An 18,211-nucleotide genomic window follows, 5' to 3' on the forward strand; every position below is an offset into this window, starting at 1 on the left:
GCCGCCAGCGTTCGTCCTGAGCCAGGATCAAACTCTCCATTAAAGACCAACCGAAGTTGGTTTATAGAAAGAGCGATAAGCTCATTTTGAAACTGACGAGATAAAATATCTCTTGTTTGCTTCCATCTCATACAGCCTGATGGCATGTACCAAAATTTCAGCGTTGGATTTTGCAAACAAAATCCGTACTCACTCGTTGTTCAGTTTTCAAAGATCAAACCTGCATAATGTCTTGCTTTATCTTCGCTTTGTTTCACCACCGCATCTCAGCGGCGACTTGATTAATATAACATACATTCGGGATTTAAGTCAATACTTTTTTTGAATTTATTTTTTAATTTCATTCAAGCATTGTTCTCATAAAAAAATTCCCGGGCTTTAAGGGCCGAGAATTAATGTATCACATTTTTGAATTCGCCGTCAACTATATTTTAAAAATAAAAACAATACCGCATTAAAGTCACTAAAGCCACCCTTTTAGCCCAACTCTTTCCTTATCACTGATACATTTAAGTTTTTCATATAGCCTGTCCGAATAATATTATTTTCAATCCCAGTAAGAGCGCAATCCCAGGCAAGCCTAATATCGTTACCGCCCCCATCGTCACTGGATTAATCGGAATGTACACCTGGGTGATCCATCCTGAATAATTGATAACATACAATGCGATGGCTGCCAAAGCCATATGTGCCCCGAATACTACAAGCCAGCCGATACCCAGACGTTTTTTTAGGTTTAGATATATCAGTATCCCGACACAGGCAATCAGAACAAGCCAGACTGCCCCTCTCATTCAGCTCTCCGTTTGTGAACACGGTCCGCGTCATTGGCATACCCCGGTTCATCTGCAGGCAGGTGGAAACGATGTAAGCCTTGCTGTTTCGCACTTTTTAAATGTATCTGATATTTACGCTCCGCAGCCTCCAGAACAAAAATAGCGTAGTCGATCTCATCCTTACCCGTAGCTTCATGAAATAAACGATGCGCTCTTAACCACTCCGCATGCGAAGCCCGAATCTGGGCAAACAATTCCTGCCGATACTCCGCTTCTGATTTGCCGTTCTCCTGACGACGGAAATTTTGCTTCATCCGTTCCCACATCCATTCATCCTCCTCACAAGCTGAATTATGTGTACAGTCTGCAAGACTACCTTATTCATACTTATTGAACAAAGGACAAACTTAGAACCAGGAACGATCTATACTGCCGTCTATCACTACAAATAAAAAGGAGCCGTAGCGGCTCCCCAAGTGAGTCGAGAATGTCCAAGGACATTTCGGACTCTCTGTTTATAACGTATAAATACACCTATTAATTGAGCTCTCTACGGCCTTCCAGGGCTTTGGACAGGGTAACTTCGTCGGCATACTCCAAATCTCCACCCACTGGCAATCCGTGAGCAATACGAGTAACCTTGATTTCAAAAGGACGCACTAGCCGAGAAATGTACATGGCCGTGGCCTCTCCTTCAATGTTCGGATTCGTAGCCAAAATCAGCTCCTTGACGCGTTCATCACTGAGCCTGTTCAGCAATTCCTTGAGTTTGATATCCTCAGGACCAATTCCCTCCATAGGAGATATCGCCCCGTGAAGTACATGGTAAAAACCATTAAACTCCTTGGTACGCTCCATAGCCACCAAATCCTTGGAATCCTGAACAACACAAATGACGGAAGCGTCCCTCGTCTTATCCTGACAGATCCGACAAGGGTCCGTGTCCGTAATGTTGCCGCAGACTGAACAGAAGTGCAGATTGCGTTTCACATTGACCAGCGCTTTGGCAAAATCAATCACATCGTCTTCCTTCATTTTCAGTACGTGAAAAGCCAACCGGGCAGCCGTCTTTGGCCCTACTCCCGGCAGGCGCGTAAAAGCATCAATCAGCTTTGCAATCGGCTCCGGATAATACAATAGCGTGTTTCTCCTTTATGCGGCAGACTAGAACAAGCCCGGAATTTTCATACCGCCTGTAAATTTACCCATATCATCATTAGCCAGTTCATCTGCTTTGGACAAAGCATCATTGACTGCAGTCAGCACGAGATCTTGCAACATTTCTACGTCATCAGGATCTACAGCTTCCGGTTTGATCGTGATGGACAACACTTTTTTATGTCCACTTACCTCTACAGTCACAACACCGCCGCCAGAAGTACCTTCAATTACTTTCCCGCCAAGTTCCTCTTGGGCTTTCAGCATTTGTTCCTGCATTTTTTTCACTTGCTTCATCATTTGGTTCATATTGTTCATTTCAATCATCTCCTTTAATGAAGTATACATCCAGACACTTGATTTAATCTTTAATGACTACCAGATCTTCCCCGAAAAGCTGAATAGCTTCATCAATCCAGGGCTCCTTGGACTTTCCCGGCGAATCATGCTCCGGCTCCAGTTGCAATTCTTCGGCAGGCTGGTCGGAAACTCCTTCAATCGCAGCGTTCCAATCCTTTTGCATCATCGTTACCAAACGATAAGGATGGCCCAACTGCTCGTGCAAAACCTTCTCGATGACCTGCTTATTGGCAGGCTTTTCGGTAGTTTCACGATGAATATTGTTCTTAAACGCGACCAGCACGCTGTCCTCTAACACAGAAACCGGCTCACCGTCCATAAACCAAGCATGAACCGTAACTTTCGCCTCTTTTACTCCTTGCAAAATCTGGCTCCACTTGCGCCCTGCTGCTGCAAATGCTTCGCTCGACTTCTCAGCGATATAGCGATCCAGCTGAGAAGGGAGTTTGGCTGGCGCTGAAATCCGCGGAGCAGGAGCACGACCACCGGAAGCCTGACGACCACCCGACGATGCTTCCTGTCCCGCTCCGACGGCCAACCCACCTTGCATCGCCCGCTCCAGCTTCTTTTCCAGCTCAGCAAGCTGGCGCTTCAACATTGCCACATCTTCCTGATCAGCCGCAGCGCCAGAGCGCTGTGCAGTCGGCTGAGCAACAGTTCCGGCTTCCCCCGGAATACTGCACAGCTTCAATAGAGCTACCTCAAACAAAGTTTGGGGCTGAACGGCATATTTCATCTCGCTTTGGTAACGATTAAGGGTGTCGATCATCCCAAAGAGTTGCTCTTTGGTAAAAGCATCTGCCACTTCCTTAAACCGCTCTGGATCCAGCACTCGCTCCGTCATTTTGGTCGCCTGCGGCACCATCTTGATCATTAGCAGATCTCGGAAATAGTACAGAAGATTCTCCATGCACTTATCCGCACTTTTACCTTCCTGCATAAAGTTCTCGATCATTTGGAGCACCGTGCCCACATCTTCTTTCAGCAAAGCCAAGGCAAGCTTACCGAATTGCTCGGACGCAATACCTCCCGTCATATCCAGCACCTGCTGATAGGTAACCCGACCATCTGTAAACGAGGATATCTGATCCAAAACGCTAACCGCATCTCGCATCCCGCCATCTGAAAGACGCGCAATGTACTGCAGTGCATCCGCATCAGCCTGTATGTTCTCCTGTTGACATATAAGGTCAAGCCGCTGTGTCTGCTCTTCCAGGGATACCCGTCGGAAATCAAAACGCTGACAGCGTGAAATAATCGTCGCTGGAATTCGATGTGGTTCTGTCGTAGCCAATATGAACATTACGTGTGGCGGCGGCTCTTCCAGCGTCTTGAGCAGCGCATTGAACGCTTCCGTCGTCAGCATGTGCACTTCATCAATGATATAAACCTTGTGCCGCACTTCTGTGGGCGCATATTTGACTTTATCGCGCAAATCACGAATCTCTTCAACGCCCCGGTTGGAGGCTGCATCAATCTCCTGTACATCCATGACCGCTCCGGCCGTGATCCGTTTACAGGCTTCGCATTCGTTGCAAGGTTCCGGCGCAGGTCCATGCTCACAGTTGATTGCCTTGGCCAAAATTTTGGCCGCACTCGTCTTACCTGTTCCTCGCGGACCGCTGAACAAGTAGGCATGGGACGTGCGATTTTCGCGGATGGCATTCTGCAATGTCTGGATAATATGCTGTTGTCCTACCATGTCCTTGAAAGCCTGTGGCCGCCAAGCACGGTACAACGCTATATGTTCCAATGCGCGTTACCCTCTTTCCCATTCACTTTCATGACCATTTATGGTCACTTCATTATACTATACTCCCGTCCGAATCTAAACCAGACACCTTCCAATTTATAAACACAAAAAAACATCTTCGCAATGATTGCCAAGATGTCCTAATTTCTAATATATACCGTGCACCTGTTATTGATCGTTGTGATCCGAGCGGCAACCCTGAACAACAACTCGGGCTAGGCAACCCTCCGGCACAAGAGTGGGCTTGCTTATGGCTGCTTCCTTCCGGACCTGACCAGGTTCACAAGTACTCATTGCGGAGGACCCAGCCGTCAACATTGTGCGCAGGGACCAGCCTCACATCAACAACACCTCTAACAGGAATTCAACCTCGCTATAGCGGATTGCGAGTTACAGGGCACCGCTACCTCCCCATCTAGCACGGTGAAAATAAGTATATCTTAAGGGCGCATAAAAAGCAAATACACATTATTACAAAAAGAGCCCTCTGCCGTAGCAGAAGGCTCTAATAACTTTATAACCTGCAGTAATCCATTAGATACCGTATTTCTTTTTGAAACGATCCACGCGTCCACCAGCATCAATAAATTTCTGCTTGCCTGTGAAGAATGGGTGGCAGGCGGAGCAAATCTCTACACGCAGAGATCCTTTCACAGAACCAGTTTCAAACGAATTTCCGCAAGCACAAGTGACAGTAGTTACGTTAAATTTTGGTTGAATAGCTTGTTGCATTGAACTTTCACCTCTTTCCGCCCTGAACGTCCTATCAGTCCAGAGTTGTATGAACACATGTTCACATTATAGCACTTGAATATGAGCGTTTCAACAACTCTTTTCTGCATTCAAAAATGGCGTAAAACAGGTGTATTTCAACTTGCTATCGACCGTTTTAGGCCTTGGCAAATTTGGGACGTGCCAACCCTTGCGGCGGTACATGGGTGTATGAACCGATAACAACATCAGGCAGTTCCTCACGATAAATCTCAAGCATTTGCTTCATGCCAAGTATCTCTCCTTGAGCAGACGGAATCAACTCCAGATAGCTTTCAGGATCAATATTCAAATTACGCATTTGAATCAGCTTGAGCTTAGTACGTTTGGCAAATTCAATCATTGCCTCAATTTCTTCCTCTCGGTCAGTAACACCCGGAAAAATCAAATAGTTAATCGACGTATATACTCCCTGCTCGGAAGCATAACGGAGTGATTTTTCCACATTAGCCAACGTGTAACCGCGCGGCTTGTAATACGCATTGTAATGATCGTCCAGTGCACTAATTGTACTGACACGCATCAGATCAAGACCCGCATCCACGATTCCCCGGATATGATCGTTCAATCCCGCATTCGTATTGATATTGATGTATCCCATGTCCGTAATGGAACGCACCTCTTTGATCGAATCAATAATCAGTTTGGCTTGCGTCGAAGGCTCACCTTCGCAACCTTGACCAAAACTGATGATGGACTCCGGTGTCTTCAAATGTTCTAACATGACTTCTACAATTTCTTCAACGCGAGGACGGAAGTTCATTCTTGTCTGCGGAGATACGAAGCCACTGTCATCCGGCTGTTCAGATATACAGCCAAAGCAACCAGCATTACAAGAATAAGATACTGGAACTCCCCCTTCCCAGCGATTCAGGAATGTGTTCGAGGAAGTAAGACATTCGTAACCCAGCGCACAGTTAGACAAATGTTGGTACAGCCGATTTTCGGGATATTGCTCCGTCATCCGCTGAACACCCAATTTAACTTGATGACGGTCACAGTTTTCCGGATTCCATTTGGATGGACTGTCACTCTGCTCTGCCGTTACATAGAATGCCCCGTCTTTCCAGACTACGGCCGAATAACCGAACAAGGGGAGTTTATACTCCTTATCGGTCTTCACATATCCCGGCAGGCACAAGCGCGTAAAACCTTGCGGTAATAAAGCCCCTACTGCCTGCATATCTCCGGGAAGAGAAACCATTTCCCCTGTTTCAGGGTTCATACCGACCGGGCGGGTGCTGGGCAGGCTTACCAATGTAGCTCCTTCCGGTAACGGAATAAGCTCATCCTCCATGATTTCAACAATCATGTCTGCACTACGTGCAAGCCCATACAAAGAAGCATGATCATATACATTGCCTTTTTCGTCGGCATACACCAAATACATTATGGAGCTCCTTTCGCTCCGTTAAGCGTACGCCATTAACAGAATGAATGGTAACGGCTGTGTACTTACGGAACAGATAAAATACATGAATTGGTTTTAGTTGGTTGTGGCCGGGACTGATGCTGTGGTAGAACGCGTAGTTCTCCGTTGTTGGCCACCAGAACTGCTTTGCGAGCCACTGGAAGAAGGTGCCGTCATATCAAACGAAGCCAAAAACTCAGCGTTAGTTTTGCTGTTACGCAGCTTTTTGAGGAAGCCTTCCACAAAATCATGGCTTTCCGTCATATTTTTACGAATAGCCCAGATGGTATCCAATTCTTCCTTGCTCAACAACACTTCCTCACGACGTGTTCCGGAACGACGAATATCAATCGCAGGAAAGATACGACGTTCTGCCAGCTTGCGGTCCAAATGCAGCTCCATGTTGCCTGTACCTTTGAACTCTTCATAGATGATATCGTCCATGCGTGATCCTGTATCAATCAGCGCTGTAGCAAGAATCGTCAAGCTACCGCCTTCCTCCACATTCCGAGCCGCACCAAAAAAGCGTTTCGGACGGTGAAATGCCGCCGGATCAATCCCCCCGCTCAAAGTACGACCAGAAGGAGGAATAACGAGATTGTACGCACGGGCCAAACGTGTGATGCTATCCAGCAGGATGACAACATCCTTTTTATGCTCTACGAGGCGCAGCGCACGCTCCAACACCAGTTCTGCTACTTTGATGTGATTTTCAGGAAGTTCATCAAATGTAGAGGCCACAACTTCACCTTTGACAGAACGCTGCATGTCGGTCACTTCTTCAGGGCGTTCATCAATCAACAAGACAAAAAGCTCGATCTCGGGATTGTTGGTAGAAATGCTATTGGCAATTTCTTTGAGGAGAAGCGTCTTCCCAGCTTTGGGAGGTGCTACAATGAGTCCGCGCTGTCCAAGTCCGACAGGGGCCAGTACATCCATAATTCTCGTAGACAAATGGTTGGGGGAAGTTTCAAGGACTAATTTGGTTTGCGGATACAGTGGAGTCAGTGCAGGAAAATGTAGCCGCTCAGCAGCTTGCTCAGGACTTCTTCCATTGACGGCGTTAACTTGAAGCAATCCAAAATATCGTTCATTCTCTTTTGGCGTTCGGCATTTACCGGAAACAAGATCGCCTGTTCTCAAGTCAAACTTGCGGATTTGTGAAGCAGAGATGTAAATATCTTCGGTACTCGGGAGATAATTGATCGGCCTCAGAAAGCCGTAACCTTCAGGAAGTATTTCCAGAACCCCCTGCATAAACATCAATCCGCTCTTCTCAGCTTGTGCGCGCAGAATGGCGAAAATTAATTCTTTCTTTTTGAGCGTTCCGTAGTACGGGATCTGGTATTGCTTGGCCAGCTTGTACAGGTCGGTCAGCTTCATTTCTTCCAGATCGGAAATTTGCAGATCCATATAATAACCACCTATTCAATTATTAAGTCCATTCATACATCTAAATGATAGACAATGATATCATAAACACCATTAACATAATTTTAACCAAAACAAATAAAGTTATGCAGCCATCTGCCTGGATTATACCGAATTATTCCGGTTTTCCGATAAAAGATTGTTAGGTATGAACCACAATCTTGTATCAAGCAGCGGCTGCATAGTGTTATCCGTTTTAATTATTCAGTCTGCCGCCATACATCTGCGCCCAAAAGACGCAGGTTGGAGACAAGGTGATCATAACCACGGTCAATGTACTCGACACCCGTCACCTCCGTTACGCCTTCGCTTACTGTAAGTCCAGCAATGACAAGGGCCGCTCCGGCGCGCAGATCTGCCGCTTTCACCTTAGCTGCATTCAGCCGACCACCTTCAATAATGGCAGACCGACCCTCTACGCGAATTTTAGCCCCCATTCGCACCAGCTCAGGGACGTGCTTAAAACGATTGCTGTACACAAAATCGCTCAATACACTGACACCCTGCGCTTGGGTAAGCAAGCTGGTCATGGGAGATTGTAAATCAGTGGCGAATCCGGGGTAAATCAAGGCTTTAACGTCTACATGTTCATAGGAAGGTGCACCTAGTACGCGAATACTTTCATCATATTCCTCGATGCCGATGCCCATTTCCTGCATTTTTGCAGTAAGAGCCTCCATATGTTTGGGGATTACGTTGTCAATCAATACATTTCCACGGGTTGCCGCAGCAGCAATCATATATGTGCCCGCTTGTATACGGTCAGGTATGATGGAGTGACGGCAGCCATGCAGCTCCGACACACCTTCAATTCGGATCGTTTCCGTACCGGCGCCTTTAATAATGGCTCCCATGGAGTTTAACAGGGTTGCTACATCTATAATCTCAGGCTCTTTAGCCGCATTTTCGATAATTGTGGCGCCTTTGGCACGTGCGGCCGCCAGCATAATATTAATGGTAGCTCCTACGCTACTGACATCCAAATAAATCTTGGTGCCGCGCAGTTCTTTGGCGTGCAAATGAATAGCGCCGTGCTCGTTCGTAACCGTGGCACCCAGCGCTTCAAAACCTTTGATATGCTGATCAATGGGCCGAGGCTCAAAATTACACCCTCCTGGCAAACCGATGATCGCTTCCTTGAATCTGCCCAGCATGGCTCCCATCATATAATAGGAGGCTCGTAATTTCTTAACAGGTCCATTCGGCATGGGAATGGATTTAATGGAGGAAGGATCTATTTTCATCTGGCTACCTTCCCAGGTAACTGTTGCACCAAGTTCCTCCAGTATTTCGGAATACACCGCCACATCACTCAACAGCGGCAAATTATCCAAAATGACTTCCGACTCTGCCAGAATGGCTGCGGGAATCAAGGCGATGGCACTGTTTTTGGCACCGCTGATGGAAACTGTACCTTGAAGCGGTCGTCCACCGGTGATCATCAATTTTTCCATAAGCTTGAGGGTCCCCCTACGTGTTTTGCAGTCGGTCAAACAAATAAACTCAAACCATAATAAACTTTTAACTTTTTTAGTGGTGAAAATGGAAAGACACCGGCTAAGCGGTGTGCTTTCCATACCAAACTATTCAACTGTACAGATTTAAATATTTTGTGCAGCAGAACTACAGCTGCAATCAAGAAATGCATCTAGCCTGTGCAGACGCACGACCAGGTGACATGTTTTTACGCTTTGTTGTTGGAACCGAACTCACGAATTTTACCGATAACAGTTTGTTTAATCGCTTCACGACCTGGAGCGATGAATGTACGTGGGTCATAAGCATCCGGTTTCTCAGCGAGCACTTCACGAACCACTTTCGCGAATACGATTTGGTTCTCAGTGTTTACATTGATTTTGGAAGTTCCCAGCGAGATTGCTTTTTTAATATCATGTGTTGGGATACCAGTACCACCGTGCAGAACGAGTGGAAGTTTGATTGCATTGCAGATCTCTTCCATTTCTTTGAATCCGAGGTTTGGCTCGCCTTTGTAAGGTCCGTGTACGGAACCCAGTGCAGGTGCCAGTGTGTCGATACCTGTTTCGTTAACGATACGCAGACAGTCGTCCAGCTTAGCGTACATTACGTCGCCTACAACATCATCCTCTTGACCGCCAACCATTCCAACTTCAGCTTCAACAGAAACGCCTTTGGAATGAGCATATTCAACCACTTTTTTCGTTGTTGCAATGTTTGTGTCGATTGGGCTGTGGGAATCGTCAATCATAACGGATGTGAAACCAGCGTCGATAGCTTCTTTACATTTTTCAAAGCTGGAACCGTGGTCCAAATGGATCGCAACTGGAACCGTAATTTTCATGTCATGAATAAGACCTTCTACCATTTTAACAACAGTGTAGAATCCGCCCATGTGACGTGCTGCACCTTCAGAAACACCCAAGATTACTGGGGATTTTTCTTCTTCAGCAGCGCCCAAAATAGCTTGAGTCCACTCCAGGTTATTAATGTTGTATTGACCTACTGCATATTTTCCTTCGAGTGCTTTGTTCAACATGTCTTTCATAGATACCAATGGCATGGTTACAGTCCTCCTAAAGGTGTTTGGGTTTGTCTATATTTTAGCCGACATCACATACGGGCTTATTATACCACAACCCATGTTAAATACTAAACAAGCTTTTGCATATCAACACATACAAAAATCACGCCCAGGACGCCGTTTTTTCATAGAATTGTATAAGGAGAGGATTTACTTTCAGTATTTCCCATAATCACAAACAAAAAACCCTGTTTTGTTAACAGAGTTCTCAACCAAAGTGACTCACCTAGTCACCTCTGAGTTGTTTGTTCACTGCAATCCGCATTTCGTCAATATCAAAGGGCTTGGTAAAGTGCATAAGCGCACCTAGCTCCGTCGCCTCTTTAATCATGTCCAGTTCTCCATATGCTGTCATCATAATAACCTTGATATCGGGATTCATGGTTTTTAGATGCTTCAGAATTTCGAGTCCGTCCATACCTGGAATTTTCATATCGAGCAGAACCAGATCAGGCGGTTCCTTCTCAACAATTTCAAGTGCAATTTTCCCGTTCGCTGCCTGAAAGGTCTCATAACCCTCACTTCCGAACACTTCCATCAGTAAAATCCGTATTCCATTCTGGTCATCGACGATTAATACTTTTTTCTTTTCCAATGTTTTAACCTCCTAAGATCTTAAAACGAGGATCATGCAGCTATTGCCATAACAGCGTCCGATGACGTACAATATCCGTCCCATACCTAAAACTATATTCGCTCCTGCAAAAAGAAAATCCTTCTCTTATACATAATTGTGGAATATTCTTTCATAATCAGGAAGCATGGGATAAAAAAAGACCTCCCTGAGGAGGTCTTACGACTGTAGTATTAACCTTGAAGCTGCAATGCTGCCTTTACAAATTCACGGAACAAAGGCTGTGGACGATTCGGACGGGAAGTAAATTCTGGGTGGAATTGTACCGCCAGGAACCATGGATGCTCAGGAAGCTCCACAATTTCCACTAAACGTCCATCTGGTGAAGTACCAGAAATACGAAGACCTGCTTTTTCAATAACTTCACGATATTCGTTATTGAACTCGTACCGATGACGGTGTCTTTCGTACACCAGCTCGTCGTTGTAGCAAGCCGAAGCCAAGGAACCTTCTACCAGTTTGCACGGATACAAGCCAAGACGCATTGTACCGCCCAAATCTTCGATGTCTTTTTGGTCAGGAAGCAAGTCGATGACAGGATAATCAGTAGCCGGGTTAATTTCCGAGCTGTTCGCTCCTTCGAGACCAGCCAGGGAACGGGCAACCTCAATGACAGATACCTGCATACCCAAACAAATACCGAAGAACGGAATTTTTTGTTCCCGCGCATAACGGATAGTGCTGATTTTGCCTTCAATTCCGCGATCGCCGAAGCCACCCGGTACGAGAATACCGCCAATGCCGCCCAGCATGTCAGCTACGTTCTCGTCCGTCACTTCTTCGGCATTCACCCAACGGATTTTTACGTCCGCATTCGCATCAAATCCAGCGTGGGAAAGTGATTCAACTACACTTAAGTACGCATCATGTAACGCAACATATTTACCAACAATAGCAATTTCAACCGTTTTATCCAACTTGCTGATTCGATCAACTAACCCTTCCCATTCGGTCATATCCGGTGCAGGTGTTGTCAGCTTGAGGTGGTTAACTACGATTTCGTCCAAACCTTCTTCACGTAGGTTCAACGGAACCTCGTAGAGGGTCGAAGCATCGCGACATTCCACCACTGCATTCGCATCAATATCGCAGAACAATGCAATTTTAGCCTTCATATCGGAGGACAGTTCATGCTCTGTACGGCAAACAATGACATTTGGTTGGATGCCGATGCTGCGCAGTTCTTTTACACTGTGCTGAGTTGGTTTGGTTTTAACCTCACCAGCAGCTTTAATATAAGGAATGAGCGTCACGTGAATGTACATCACATTCTCGCGCCCAACTTCGCTTTTGAGCTGACGGATGGCTTCCAAAAATGGCAAGCTCTCAATATCGCCCACAGTACCGCCGATTTCTGTAATAATTACGTCCGAACCCGCTTCACGGCCTGCACGGTACACGCGCTCCTTGATTTCGTTCGTAATATGAGGGATAACCTGCACCGTACCGCCCAGATATTCTCCGCGACGCTCTTTGCTGATTACGCTGGAATATACCTTGCCTGTTGTGACATTGCTGTTCTTGGACAGATTAATATCAATAAAGCGCTCATAGTGTCCCAAGTCAAGATCCGTTTCCGCACCATCATCCGTCACAAACACTTCACCGTGCTGGTAAGGGCTCATGGTACCCGGATCGACATTCAGGTAAGGATCAAATTTTTGAATCGTTACCTTCAGTCCCCTGTTCTTCAAAAGCCTCCCCAGTGAAGCTGCCGTAATCCCTTTGCCCAAGGAAGACACAACCCCGCCTGTCACAAAAATATACTTTGTCACTGTTCAAAACCCTCCTAGATAAGATGCAAAATTCAGGCGACATTATGATGTTATCGTAACCCGTTTACACGGATTATCATCCATGAAGAAGGCAGCGGAATCATTTTCCATGTCCGCCGCCCTTAGCCCTCTTTCATGAGTGAAAACACCCCTATAAAAAACAAAAAAGCACTCCCGTAGTACGGGGCACTTTTATACAAAAAGCAAACATATAAGTGAATCAATCATAAGCCCAAGCAATAGTTTACCCCGTGTCCAACCCGCTGTCAAGGAAGTTATCTGTGTTATTTTGTCCATTGAACCAGATTGGAATGAATCCACCTGAAAGCTATAAATCAGGAGGGGTTTCAAGAAAACGGTCATGAAAAAGGGGAGAACGCATCTCCCCTTGCAGCCTGTTCCTAACGAAGCGAATCGTCGTCGTCTTCCGTCGACTCATCGTCATTTTCATCTTCTGAATCTTCCTCATCACTGAGGTCTTCGTCGTCTATAACCACGTCTTCATCACTATCATCATCTTCTCCGTCGAACAGCTCGTCTTCGCCATCCTCGTCTTCGCTATCTGCATCGAAGTCGTCATCGGAGTTGTATGTTTCTTCTTCCTCATGATAGTCATCTTCGTCGTCATCGTCTTCGTCGTTAATAATACGAGGACGCTTGGCGCCTGTCAGGGCATCTTCGGATTTATCTACCGGATACCAACGTTTCAAGCCCCACAGATTCGTACCGACACAGGCAAAACGCCCGTCAATGTTGATTTCAGTATATAGCTGAGCAATAACGTCATTAATTTCTTCGTCGGACAAGCCGCGCAATTTGGCGACTTCATTCATCAGGTCACGGTAATAATACGGAGTATTGGCCGCTTTCAATACCATAAATGCCAAATCCACCATTGGAGTCTCGTGGACTTTCTCCGGGTCAATCTTCAAGTTGAGTGGGGTACTCACCTAGGGACACTTCCTCTCACACGTAATTCACAAGAACATGTTTCAGAGCATACACGATACATGCAATACTAACATATCCATTATCAAAACTAAGTAAAACCTATTTGGAAGCAAATTGCAAGTTAAACATGGGTATCGTCATAATTTCCAGGAATATCTCTCTAAACAAGACGGCACACGTAAAAAGACGGGGTCCCCCCCGTCTTCGACTGTACCCGCTCCGGGAGAAGCCCCCCAAAGTTGTTGCACAAGAGCTTATGCCCTCCATGTATCGTATGTGTCCACGGACACTTTGACACGACAAGCAGGCCTATTTCCATAAAAAAGGGGCAGGTTTCCCATGCCGCCGCTGACGCTTGCTCATACAATACCTCAGCATGGCTCATCGGAGGGGGACCGTCTCAAATGGACTATCCGGATTTTTTGCAGCGTTTGCATGAGGGTATTTCGGAGCCGTCCGGCAGTGGACGGAACAAACAGATTATCACGTTCGATAAGCCTCACCAATACCGGGAATGCCTGTCCTATCTCAGGAAGCTAAAACCCGAGCTTTCGGGATTACGGCAAGTACAACCGGCCCGACTAATCCGCGCTCTAATCGCCCCGCTTTCAGGGAGAGACAGGCTGGGCAAATATCACAACGGTGTTACCGTTGAAGAAGATACCCGCATGAAGGTTCACGCAGAAACAGCTCATATACCAAGAACAGAGAAAAACCTTTCCATGCCATGGGGAGTCAAACAGGTACGTGCATACAAGGCTTGGCCTTCCTCGACAGGGAATCGGGTCAGAATCGGTGTGATCGACACAGGAGCGGATTTTCAACATCCTGATCTTCGTCATTCTCTCGCCAGAGGTATTAATTTGCTTAACCGGACCATGCTACCCTATGATGATAACGGCCATGGTACTCATATTGCTGGAACCATCGCGGCATCCAACTACGACGAAGGTATGGTCGGCGTAGCACCACGGGCTTTAATTCATCCTGTAAAAGCATTTGATCATAATGGAGCCGCCTACGTCTCCGATATCATTCTGGGTATCGACTGGTGTGTATTAAATCGTGTCGATATCATCAATATGAGCTTTGGTATGAAGTCACGCAGTAAGGCACTACTTGATATGGTGAATAAAGCATATCATAATGGCATCGTGATCGTAGCTTCCTCGGGAAATGAGGGCAAGCGCCGAAGTATTGACTATCCAGCCCGCTATTCCCAGACGATTTCAGTCGGAGCTACCGACAAATACAGACGCATTGCGCCTTTCAGCAACCGGGGGCAATTTGTTGACGTGTACGCACCTGGCGAAAAGATCACATCCTCCTGGATCCACGGCAAGCATCACGAAATGAGCGGCACCTCTATGGCTACTTCCCATGTGACCGGGAGCATCGCACTTCTCCTTTCACTGAGACCGGAACTGGAGCCTGGAGAAATCAAAGCGCTGCTTAAGCGCACCGCCACACCGCTACGCCTTCGTAAAAGCGCTGGACGCAGCTCCATTTCCACCAAGCTCGGAGAAGTGGATGCCTTCCGATTGATGCAGGAGGGCACGAAGTGAATCATGATGTGATGCTAAACCTCTAGCGTTGCGCCCGGCTCCAGAGAATGAACTTCGCTGGCAGGACCTTCACACCCACTATTTCCTTCTCTTATCAACTCATCTCGTACAAGGTCGGTCTGCGGCTTTGGCGCATGAACGAGTACAACCTGTTTGCTAGGCAACTCCTTCAACATCTTCCGCACATCCGATACCCCCTGATGCACCTTGTAAATCAAATGCCGAGCTACACAATTGTCATTTTGATCCGCACGTTCCAACAGAAGTTTGCCAAAAGAACCATTTGGGGCATGCCCGGTCAATATAACACTGTTGCTAATGCTTTCTCCGCTATCTTTGCCATCCCCCATGTTGCGGTTATCCGATAGATACTGATAGTACCAGCGCGCCTGTGGGGAATCCATCATGCCGTCTCTTGTTACGATAATAGTCGCAGCGTTCTGTTCCAGCAGACTTACTCGTTCCGCAGCATCACGAGGCACGAAGATCCTACCACTGTTTAGCACATGTTTTATTCGCGCAGGAGCTTCCGGACGCAGCCATTCTTTCCAGTGGTTTAACCGTTCCAATCCCTGCCATATGTCGGGTTCTACAATCATTGCCTGTCCGGGGAATTGCTCGCTGACCCATACGATCAAATCCTGTCCTCTGCCAAAGGCAGGTACCGGCAACAATACATGACCACCAGACAATAAAATCTGCTTCATTTCGACCCTCAGCCGCTCCAGCTTAACAGGCTGCGGGTCTATATCCATGCCATAGGCATTGTCCATGACGGATATATCGGCTAGATTGGGCTTTGACTTCCATTCAGGCAGGTCGTCAGCCCCTCCCTAACGCCCAAGTCTGGCGCGTCGGCAGCAAGAAGCTCAGATTCGCGGCTGTAGTCTCCAGAAAAGAACAACCGCTTCCCTTCCATTTCTACCACATACCACACTGCACCAGCCAAATGTCCACTGCGTCCCCACATGATTCTCACACCCGGACAAGCCTCATGCCATACTCCTGACGGCGCTTCATCTTCTAGATAGCGATAAGCAATGGATTGAATATCCCGTTCGTCGTATGGCAATTCGCCTCCTCTCGATTCAACATAAGTATGCCAGGAGCGAAAATAGGAGCCCAACTGTTCGGCAGTAGCCTTGGTCGTCCAGACCTCTCCCCGGTATCCATACTTGTACAGTAAAGGGAGCGCCATGGAATGATCCTCATGGGCATGAGACAGCAATACAGTGGTCAGTCCCTTCGCCTTCTGCGGCGGAAAAACCGGATACTGACCGGTTCCTTCCTTTTTCACACCACAATCCAGCATGACGCGATGCTGCTTTCCTTCAAAAACATAGCAGGAACGGCCATGTTCGCCCGCCCCGCCCCAAATCCTAAGCTTGGTCATCATCATTTCCACTTTCTTTGCGAGTTTAGGCTTTCCATTAAGATCAGTAGCAGTGTGGTCAACCCAACCGATATGACTGCCATCGCCATGCCAAGTGACACCTGTCCCTGCTCAAACTGGGCAAATATGTAGGTTGCAGACGTCTGGACGGATGGCGGCAAAATCAGCAATGATCCTACCAGCTCGCGTGAAGCAATGGTAAAGGTCATCATCCAACCCGCGAGCATTCCCGGTACAATCAGCGGCAGTACAATCCGGCGGAATAGATAAGACGGTCGTCCGCCAAATACCTGTCCCGCCTGAAAAAGAGCAATGTCCACCTGTGTAAAGGCGCTTTTGACATACTGAACCGTATAAGGAACAAACAAGATAACATACGTCAGAATGACCATGCCGTATGTGTTATACAACGGAATCGGCATCCACGGCGAGTTCCACCACAAAATGAGGCCGACCACCATAACAATTCCCGGAACCGTGTTCGGAAGCAAGCTGAATGCATCAACGGTCCGTTGGATTCTCGTGCGTGAGCCGCCGATGACAAGTGCAAACCAGGTGCCCAGCACCACAGCAAGTGTCGATGCGCCCAAAGAGAGAAACACGCTGTTCAGTAGCGCCTCCATGCTCTCTGAGCCCCAAGACAGCAGTTCCTTGTAATAGTCGAGTGTAAGGTTGTCCCACGCCAATCCGATTCCCCGTAGCTTCATGGTGGAAGCCGCGATAACTGAAAAGTAAGGGATACCAATAGCAGCGATTAGCAACAATAGAATGAATGCGACACTCAGTCCCGTAGTCCAGCCCGATAGACGAAGACGGGAAGGACGCGAACCTTTACCCCCTACCAGCCTGTATGTAAACTTTCGGTTGATCACCGATTGCACGTACCACATGAGCAGGCAGGCGGTTAACAGCACCGAGGCCATTGACGTCGCTTTGCCGAAATCTATGGGCCAACTGGAAATATATTTGTGAATTTCCGAAGTCATGACCTCATATCCGATACGTCGCCCAAAGGTAGCGGGGGTGCCAAACTCGGCAATCGTTTTAACGAAAATGAGTAGTGCGCCCATTCCGTAAGCCGACAGCAGCAGCGGTAAAATGATTCGACGGAATCTGTACAGAAAGCCGCCGCCCATTACGGCACCCGCCTCTTCCAGACTCCCGCCAATCCTCACCAGCGCCCCGCGCAGCAGCAGGTACAGGAACGGAAACAGATGCAGGCTCATGATCATTACCATGCCACCGAGGCTGAAGAAGGACGGCGTTAAAAAATGCAGGTCCGGAAACAACTGCTCCAGATATCCGTTTTTTTGCATAAACAGAATCCATCCCATGGACCCGATATAGGGCGGAGTCATAAACGGTATCAGAAGCACGACATCCAACCAGCGCCAGTGTGCAAGACGAGTGTTGGACATGATCCAGGCTAGCGGAAGTGCAAGTACCGTCGTTCCTGCAATCACACAGATGCCTAGCCAAATCGAGCTGAATAGCACTCCTGCAAATTGCGAAGCAGCTAACGTCCTAAAAGGCGCATCCCATTGAAATTTCTCATCAACATACACACTTTGGATGAAGATTTGCAGCAACGGCAGCACAATCAGGAAAAGAAGCGCGATCAGAGCAAGCGTCAGACACCACGCTCTGATGTGTTTAACGGATAAGCCTCTCAT

At 47.3% G+C, this 18,211-nt stretch carries 15 protein-coding genes, 1 other RNA gene and 1 pseudogene; 1 reads left to right on the forward strand and 16 read right to left on the reverse strand.

Annotation, left to right across the window (positions count from 1 at the left end; translation table 11 throughout):
* Positions 1–518 precede the first annotated feature (518 nt).
* From AC6EJC_RS23405 to rpoE, 14 genes are all read right to left on the reverse strand, one after another.
* Positions 519–794 carry a pro-sigmaK processing inhibitor BofA family protein gene (locus tag AC6EJC_RS23405; RefSeq protein ID WP_444956028.1) on the reverse strand — a complete coding sequence of 92 codons (276 nt, stop codon included), beginning with the start codon at positions 792–794 and terminating at the stop codon, positions 519–521.
* Positions 791–1,102, reverse strand: coding sequence for a DUF2508 family protein (locus tag AC6EJC_RS23410; protein ID WP_025719101.1), 312 nt, complete (start codon positions 1,100–1,102; stop codon positions 791–793). Before AC6EJC_RS23410 ends, AC6EJC_RS23405 begins: the two co-directional genes overlap by 4 nt.
* Before the next feature lie 211 nt (positions 1,103–1,313).
* Entirely contained in the window at positions 1,314–1,913 is a 600-nt protein-coding gene (gene recR / locus AC6EJC_RS23415; protein ID WP_103050204.1) for a recombination mediator RecR, read from the reverse strand.
* Positions 1,914–1,940: 27 nt separating this feature from the next.
* Positions 1,941–2,252: a YbaB/EbfC family nucleoid-associated protein gene (locus tag AC6EJC_RS23420; protein ID WP_444956029.1), complete on the reverse strand. Its 312-nt coding sequence runs from the start codon at positions 2,250–2,252 to the stop codon at positions 1,941–1,943.
* Between the two features lie 43 nt (positions 2,253–2,295).
* On the reverse strand, positions 2,296–4,047 hold the full coding sequence (gene dnaX / locus AC6EJC_RS23425; RefSeq protein ID WP_444956030.1) for a DNA polymerase III subunit gamma/tau: 1,752 nt from the start codon (positions 4,045–4,047) through the stop codon (positions 2,296–2,298).
* 157 nt (positions 4,048–4,204) lie between these two features.
* Positions 4,205–4,471, reverse strand: an RNA gene (gene ffs / locus AC6EJC_RS23430) — signal recognition particle sRNA large type.
* A gap of 110 nt (positions 4,472–4,581) precedes the next feature.
* Positions 4,582–4,779, reverse strand: coding sequence for a 50S ribosomal protein L31 (rpmE, locus tag AC6EJC_RS23435; RefSeq protein ID WP_165179801.1), 198 nt, complete (start codon positions 4,777–4,779; stop codon positions 4,582–4,584).
* A 157-nt stretch (positions 4,780–4,936) separates the two neighbouring features.
* The gene (locus AC6EJC_RS23440) at positions 4,937–6,208 is read right to left on the reverse strand and encodes a radical SAM family protein (RefSeq protein ID WP_444956031.1); all 1,272 of its coding nucleotides are present in this window, start codon (positions 6,206–6,208) and stop codon (positions 4,937–4,939) included.
* Between the two features lie 96 nt (positions 6,209–6,304).
* Positions 6,305–7,642, reverse strand: coding sequence for a transcription termination factor Rho (rho, locus tag AC6EJC_RS23445; protein ID WP_444956032.1), 1,338 nt, complete (start codon positions 7,640–7,642; stop codon positions 6,305–6,307).
* A 218-nt stretch (positions 7,643–7,860) separates the two neighbouring features.
* Positions 7,861–9,114, reverse strand: coding sequence for a UDP-N-acetylglucosamine 1-carboxyvinyltransferase (gene murA, locus AC6EJC_RS23450; RefSeq protein WP_322158330.1), 1,254 nt, complete (start codon positions 9,112–9,114; stop codon positions 7,861–7,863).
* 230 nt (positions 9,115–9,344) lie between these two features.
* Complete coding sequence (gene fba, locus AC6EJC_RS23455; RefSeq protein WP_013308219.1) at positions 9,345–10,199, reverse strand: class II fructose-1,6-bisphosphate aldolase; 855 nt, start codon at positions 10,197–10,199, stop codon at positions 9,345–9,347.
* A gap of 247 nt (positions 10,200–10,446) precedes the next feature.
* Positions 10,447–10,815 (reverse strand): response regulator, encoded by a 369-nt coding sequence (locus AC6EJC_RS23460; RefSeq protein WP_013308218.1) that lies wholly within the window; start codon positions 10,813–10,815, stop codon positions 10,447–10,449.
* 212 nt (positions 10,816–11,027) lie between these two features.
* Positions 11,028–12,629: a CTP synthase gene (gene pyrG / locus AC6EJC_RS23465; RefSeq protein ID WP_013368772.1), complete on the reverse strand. Its 1,602-nt coding sequence runs from the start codon at positions 12,627–12,629 to the stop codon at positions 11,028–11,030.
* A gap of 401 nt (positions 12,630–13,030) precedes the next feature.
* Positions 13,031–13,579: a DNA-directed RNA polymerase subunit delta gene (rpoE, locus tag AC6EJC_RS23470; protein WP_444956033.1), complete on the reverse strand. Its 549-nt coding sequence runs from the start codon at positions 13,577–13,579 to the stop codon at positions 13,031–13,033.
* Between the two features lie 405 nt (positions 13,580–13,984).
* Here rpoE and AC6EJC_RS23475 point away from each other — a divergent pair, with 405 nt between their 5' ends.
* The gene (locus AC6EJC_RS23475; RefSeq protein ID WP_444956034.1) at positions 13,985–15,145 is read left to right on the forward strand and encodes a S8 family peptidase; all 1,161 of its coding nucleotides are present in this window, start codon (positions 13,985–13,987) and stop codon (positions 15,143–15,145) included.
* A gap of 14 nt (positions 15,146–15,159) precedes the next feature.
* Here AC6EJC_RS23475 and AC6EJC_RS23480 read toward each other — a convergent pair.
* Positions 15,160–16,544: pseudogene (locus AC6EJC_RS23480) on the reverse strand (MBL fold metallo-hydrolase).
* Entirely contained in the window at positions 16,541–18,211 is a 1,671-nt protein-coding gene (locus tag AC6EJC_RS23485; protein WP_444956035.1) for an ABC transporter permease, read from the reverse strand. The pseudogene AC6EJC_RS23480 and the gene AC6EJC_RS23485 overlap by 4 nt, the downstream one beginning before the upstream one ends.

It is taken from the genome of Paenibacillus sp. TY11, assembly GCF_059772165.1.